8 protein-coding genes are annotated in these 5647 nt (G+C 72.1%); 6 read left to right on the top strand and 2 right to left on the bottom strand.

The window, feature by feature from the left end; all coding sequences use genetic code 11:
• Nucleotides 1-633, top strand: a 633-nt coding sequence (locus D8M29_RS07825) for a GntR family transcriptional regulator (protein WP_148111547.1), incomplete at its 5' end; no start/stop codon positions are given.
• 22 nt (nt 634-655) lie between these two features.
• Here the strand turns inward: D8M29_RS07825 and D8M29_RS07820 are convergent.
• Complete coding sequence (locus D8M29_RS07820; protein ID WP_036316823.1) at nt 656-1468, bottom strand: putative hydro-lyase; 813 nt, start codon at nt 1466-1468, stop codon at nt 656-658.
• Nucleotides 1461-2744 (bottom strand): NRAMP family divalent metal transporter, encoded by a 1284-nt coding sequence (locus tag D8M29_RS07815; protein ID WP_036316820.1) that lies wholly within the window; start codon nt 2742-2744, stop codon nt 1461-1463. The genes D8M29_RS07820 and D8M29_RS07815 overlap by 8 nt, the downstream gene beginning before the upstream one ends.
• Before the next feature lie 168 nt (nt 2745-2912).
• On the opposite strand from D8M29_RS07815, the gene D8M29_RS07810 reads away from it, so the two are divergent.
• From D8M29_RS07810 to D8M29_RS07790, 5 genes are all read left to right on the top strand, one after another.
• The gene (locus D8M29_RS07810) at nt 2913-3668 is read left to right on the top strand and encodes a VIT1/CCC1 transporter family protein (protein WP_078025513.1); all 756 of its coding nucleotides are present in this window, start codon (nt 2913-2915) and stop codon (nt 3666-3668) included.
• 468 nt (nt 3669-4136) lie between these two features.
• Nucleotides 4137-4373 (top strand): 50S ribosomal protein L28, encoded by a 237-nt coding sequence (gene rpmB, locus D8M29_RS07805; RefSeq protein ID WP_002858335.1) that lies wholly within the window; start codon nt 4137-4139, stop codon nt 4371-4373.
• 1 nt (nt 4374) lies between these two features.
• Nucleotides 4375-4542 carry a 50S ribosomal protein L33 gene (gene rpmG, locus D8M29_RS07800; protein ID WP_002858336.1) on the top strand — a complete coding sequence of 56 codons (168 nt, stop codon included), beginning with the start codon at nt 4375-4377 and terminating at the stop codon, nt 4540-4542.
• A 1-nt stretch (nt 4543) separates the two neighbouring features.
• Nucleotides 4544-4849 carry a 30S ribosomal protein S14 gene (rpsN, locus tag D8M29_RS07795; protein WP_002858338.1) on the top strand — a complete coding sequence of 102 codons (306 nt, stop codon included), beginning with the start codon at nt 4544-4546 and terminating at the stop codon, nt 4847-4849.
• Nucleotides 4850-5078: 229 nt separating this feature from the next.
• Nucleotides 5079-5360, top strand: a complete 282-nt coding sequence (locus D8M29_RS07790; protein ID WP_002858339.1) for an HU family DNA-binding protein — start codon at nt 5079-5081, stop codon at nt 5358-5360.
• The last annotated feature ends 287 nt before the right edge of the window (nt 5361-5647 follow it).

Genomic DNA, 5647 nt, shown 5'->3' with positions numbered 1-5647 from the left:
GCGCCGGCTCCCGTGGCCGCGGCCGCGCAGCTGCGGCAGCGGATCGCGGCGGCCGGGCTCGTGCCGGGGGAGCGGCTGGGGGAGGTGGCGCTGGCCGCCGAGCTCCAGGTCAGTCGCAACAGCCTGCGCGAGGCGTTCACCATGCTGGCCTCGGAGGGCCTCGTGGAGCGCCGGCCGCACCGCGGGGTGTTCGTGGCGGCGCCGGGTCCGCAGGACGTGCGCGGGCTGTACCGCACGCGTCGGGTGATCCAGCTCGGCGCCCTCGAGCACGGCGAGCTCACCCCCGGCGCGGCGCGCCACCTGCGCTGTGCCCAGGACCTGCTCTCCGGTGGCCCGGACACGCCCGCGCGGGTCCTGGGCGACGCCAACCATCGCGTCCACGTCGGCATCGTGGACCTGGCCGGCGCCCCCGAGCTCACGCGGCTCATGGCGTCGGTGCAGGCCCGCGTGCGCCTGGCGTTCCATCCGATGGACGAGCAGACGCGCCTGCACGTGCTGTTCGCGGACCGCAACCGGTGGATCGTGGAGCGGCTGCTGGCCGGCGACCTGCCCGCGGTGCACGCCATGTTCGGCGGCTACCTGGACGAGGCGGAGCAGTTCGTCCTGGCGCACCTCGCCGCCGTGGGGGGCTGACCGTCTCCCCGGGCCCCGGCGGTCACGGGACCTGGAACATCCGGTCCGGCAGGTCCGTGATGAGCATGTGCCCGGGCGCGTGCGTGATGGCCAGCGGCGGGCGGGACTCCATGATCGCCGCCTGCGGCGTCACCCCGCACGCCCAGAACACGGGCAGGTGGCCGTGCGGGACCTCGACGGCGTCGCCGAAGTCCGGTGCCGACAGGTCCGTGATCCCGAGGCCGGCCGGGTCGCCCACGTGCACGGGCGCGCCGTGCACCGCAGGGTAGCGGGAGGTGATGCGCACGGCGTCGGCCACGCGGTCGGCGGGGATGGGGCGCATCGAGACCACGAGCGGGCCTGAGAGGCGGCCCGCCGAGGCGCAGCGCCGCGTGGTGCGGTACATCGGCACGTTCACGCCGGCGTCCTGGTGGGCCATCCGGATGCCCTCGGCCACCAGGGCGGACTCGAAGGTGAACGAGCAGCCGATCACGAACGTCACGAGGTCGTCCCGCCACACGTCGAGCAGATCCGTGGGGCGGTCCGTCTCCACGCCGTCGCGGTACACCACGTACTGCGGCACGTCCGTGCGGACGTCGCCGTCCAGTGCGGGGCCGTTGACCTCGCCGGCCTCGAACACGCCGAGCAGCGGCAGGGCCTGGGGGTTGCGCTGGGCGAAGAGCAGGACGTCGTAGGCGTGGTCCTGCGGGATCGAGACGAGGTTCGCCTGCGCGTAGCCGTCGGCGATCCCCGAGGTCGGCCGCACGAGCCCCGCGCGGAAGCGCTCGCGGGCCTGCGCGGGGGTCGTGGCGCCGTCCAGCGGCGGCAGCGGTTTCGTCGTGGTCATCTCAGGCACCGGTGATCATCTCGACCATGGGGATGAACCCGCGCACCGCGATGAACACGGAGACGATCCACGCGAGCGCGCCGATCACGAGCAGCCACCCGGGGTAGCGGTAGCCGTGCAGCAGGTCGCGGCGGCGCCAGGCCACGTACAGGAGGGCGGCGAAGCCGACCGGCAGGATCATGCCGTTGAACGCGCCGGCGAACACGAGCAGCGTCTGCGGTGCCTGGCGCAGCGCCAGGTAGAGGGCGGTGCAGACCACGATGAAGGCGACCGTCAGCAGGTTGCGGGTGCGGGCGCTGGTGGTGGAGCGGGTGACGAAGCTGATCGAGGTGTACGACGCACCGATCACGGAGGTGACGGCGGCGGCCCACAGGACGATGCCGAACATGCGCAGGCCGATGTCGCCGGCGGCGGCCTGGAAGGCGGAGGCGGCCAGGTTGTCCTTGGACAGCACCGCCCCCGAGGCGACGACGCCGAGGATCGCCAGGAACAGGAGGGCGCGCATCAGGCCGGTCACGAGGATCGAGGCCACGGAGCTGCGGGTGATGTCCTGGACGTCGTCCACGCCCTTCACTCCGGAGTCGATCATGCGGTGGGCGCCCGCGTAGGTGATGTAGCCGCCGATGGTGCCGCCCACGAGGGTGACGATCACGAAGAAGTCGACCTCCTCCGGCATCACGGACTGGCGCAGGGCCTCGCCCACGGGCGGGGCGGAGGTGATGGCCACGTACAGCATCAGCAGGATCATGACGGCGCCGAGCGCCACCACGATCCGGTCCAGGGCCACGCCGGCGCGCTTGGAGAGGAAGATCAACAGCGCGATGAGCGCGGAGACGCCGCCACCGATCAGGGGGTCGACGCCGAGCATGGCGTTCGCGCCGAGGCCGGTGCCGGCGATGTTGCCGATGTTGAAGACCATGCCGCCGAGGAACACGAGCGCGGCGAGGACCCAGCCGAGGCCGGGCAGGACGCGGTTCGCCAGCTCCTGGGCGCGCATGCCGGAGACGCCGATGACGCGCCACACGTTCATCTGGACGGCGACGTCGATGAGGATCGAGACCAGGATGGCGAACGCGAACGCGGCGCCCATCTGGACGGTGAACGTGGCGGTCTGCGTGATGAAGCCGGGGCCGATGGCCGAGGTGGCCATGAGGAACATGGCGCCGAGCAGTGCGGTGCGCCGGGTGGCGCTCGCGGCGCGGGAGTCGGTCTTCGGCGCGGTGCCCGAGGGGGTCGAGCCGTCCGGTCCGGCGTGGGGGATGTCTGCGTGGGACACGGTGGTCACCTTCGTCGAGGGCGCCAGGCGAGGTGACGGGCGTCACGAGGCGCTGGGGAGACGGTAGCTGTTGTTGAACAATCCTGGCAACAGCACCAGCGAGTCTCGTGGCATCCCCGTCCGAAGGAACGCCTCACCTGCCTGGCGCACCCCGCCCCGCGCCGCGACCATGGAGACATGTCGCACACGTCTGAACAGTCCTCGCCCCTCGCCGATCAGGTCCCGCCGGGCGGTCCCGACGAACCGCACGCCGCCGAAGGCGTGCATGCCCGCCTCAACTGGCTCCGCGCGGGCGTGCTCGGCGCCAACGACGGCATCGTGTCCGTCGCCGCCACCGTCGTCGGAGTCGCCGGTGCGACGACGGCGCTCACCCCGGTCCTGCTGGCCGGTGCCGCCGCCGTGGTCGGCGGCGCCTTCTCCATGGCGCTGGGCGAGTACGTGTCCGTCTCCTCGTCCTCCGACTCGCAGAAGTCGCTGATCGCCAAGGAGCGCCGCGAGCTCGAGGAGGATCCCGAGGGCGAGCTGGAGGAGCTCGTGCAGCTCTACGAGGCGGACGGCCTGAGCCGGGCCACGGCCGAGGCCGCTGCGCGGGAGCTCACCGAGAAGGACGCGCTCGCCGCGCATCTGCGCATGGAGCTGGGCATGGCGGAGGAGGACGTCGTCAGCCCCTGGGCTGCCGCCGGGGCCTCCTTCCTCTCGTTCCTCGTGGGCGCGCTGCTGCCCTTCCTGACGGTCGTCCTGGCGCCGGTGGACTTCCGTATCCCGCTCACGTTCGGGGTCACCCTCGTGGCCCTCGCTGTGACCGGCTGGGTCGGGGCCCGGCTCGGCGACGCGCCCGCGCTGCGGGCGGCCGTGCGCGTCGTCCTCGGCGGTGCCCTGGCGCTCGGCCTGACCTTGGCGGTGGGCTCGCTGCTGGGGGCGTCGGTCGCCTGATCCGCGCCGCAGGGGTGGGCCGGCCCAGCGCCCGTGGCCGCGCCGAGCCGTGGCGAGCGGAGCGGCCCTGGGGGCCGAGGACCGTGCGCATACCACAGGCGCCCCCCGTCGAGTTGAAGCGACGCCCACGGTTCGCGTAAGGTGGGACGGCGCACGCCGCGTTGTTCTCGTCGTTCCATCGGTCAGGTGACCGGGGGGGCGGCGGGTCGGAAAAGCAACGCGCTCCCGCAGACCGGATCCCGGGACGTCCTCAGGACGGACCGGGGCTCACCGTCCACACCAGCGATCCCATAAGGAACTTCGGTTGGCTCTCACCCAGCCTGGTCCCCCTTTTCGAGAAGTCGCAGTAAGAGTGCGGTGTCCACACCCGGGGCGGGGCTCACAACAGGTGTCCGCGGACAGGTCCGCGGCTCGCCGCCATGCGGGTTCCGCCCGTCCTTTTACTACTACTTGCCACGAGGAGTGATCATGGCAGCTCACTGCCAGGTAACCGGGGCTGGGCCGGGATTCGGCCACAGCATCTCCCACTCGCACCGTCGCACCAAGCGCCGGTTCGACCCCAACATCCAGAAGAAGACCTACTGGGTCCCCTCCCTGCGCCGCAACGTCACCCTGACGCTGTCCGCCAAGGGCATCAAGACCATCGACGTGCGCGGTATCGACGCCGTCGTGGCGGACCTGATCGCGAAGGGAGTGAAGCTCTGACATGGCCAAGGACAAGGACGTTCGTCCGATCATCAAGCTGAAGTCCACCGCCGGCACCGGGTTCACCTACGTGACCCGCAAGAACCGCCGGAACAACCCGGACCGCATCACCCTGAAGAAGTACGACCCGGTGGTCCGCAAGCACGTCGACTTCCGAGAGGAGCGCTGAGATGGCCAAGAAGTCCAAGATCGCCAAGAACGAGCAGCGCAAGGCCATCGTGGCCCGTTACGCCGAGAAGCGTCTCGAGCTGCGCAAGACCCTCGTGGACCCGAACGCGTCGGACGAGGCCCGCGAGGCCGCCCGCCTGGGCCTGCAGAAGCTGCCCCGCGACGCCTCCCCGGTCCGCGTGCGCAACCGCGACGCCATCGACGGTCGCCCCCGCGGCACCTTCCAGCGCTTCGGCATCTCCCGCGTGCGCTTCCGCGACATGGCGCACCGTGGCGAGCTGCCCGGCGTGACCAAGTCCTCCTGGTGACCTGAGGCCCGGTCTCCGGGCGCTCGGCACCACCGCGACGGCGGCGTCCCTCCTCAGGAGGGGCGCCGCCGTCGTCGTGCCTCGGGGATCAGGGCCGCCCGGGTCACGGGAAATCGCGGATTCTCGCGGTTCAGGGGGCGATTCGCCCGCGGAGAGGTGGTACGTTCACAACTGGCAGCCCGGTCCGAACGGCCCGGGAACCGTAACCGACGTCCCATAGGGAGGACCCATGGCCATGAACCGCAAGGAACTCGTCGCCGCCGTCGCCGAGCGCTCCGGCAACACCCAGGCCGCCGTCAGCGATGTGCTGGACGCCCTCTTCGAGGTGTTCACCGCCCAGGTCAAGAAGGGCGAGAAGGTCTCGATCCCGGGCTGGCTGGCCGTGGAGCGCACCGAGCGCAAGGAGCGCACCGGCCGCAACCCGCGCACCGGCGAGGAGATCACCATCCCGGCCGGCCACTCCGTGAAGGTGACCGCCGGCTCCAAGCTCAAGGCCGCCGCCTCCGAGTGATCCCGGTCGCGGTGCGGGTCCCCGGACCCACGCCGCACGCCGCGGGACGGGCGTCGCACCCTCGGGTGGGGCGCCCGTCGTCGTCTGCGGGCGCGTAGGATGGGCGGACGATCGTCCGGCCGACGTGGGCCGGGGCCGTGCGGAGAGGAGTCGTGGCATGCGCAGCGCCGTCGCCGCCGCTCCGTGGGCCCCGTCCGGCCTCGAGGACGCCCCTCCGCGCGTCGTGCGTGGGCCGGCCCGTCTGGTCCGGGGCTGGGCCGGGGCCCTGGCGATGACCGCCCTGGCCA

The sequence above is a fragment of the Micrococcus sp. HSID17227 genome (assembly GCF_003989405.1).
GTDB classification, from domain to species: Bacteria; Actinomycetota; Actinomycetes; order Actinomycetales; family Micrococcaceae; genus Micrococcus; species Micrococcus luteus.
Note: the sequence above shows the minus strand (reverse complement) of the source record. Positions and strands in the feature narration are given on the sequence as shown.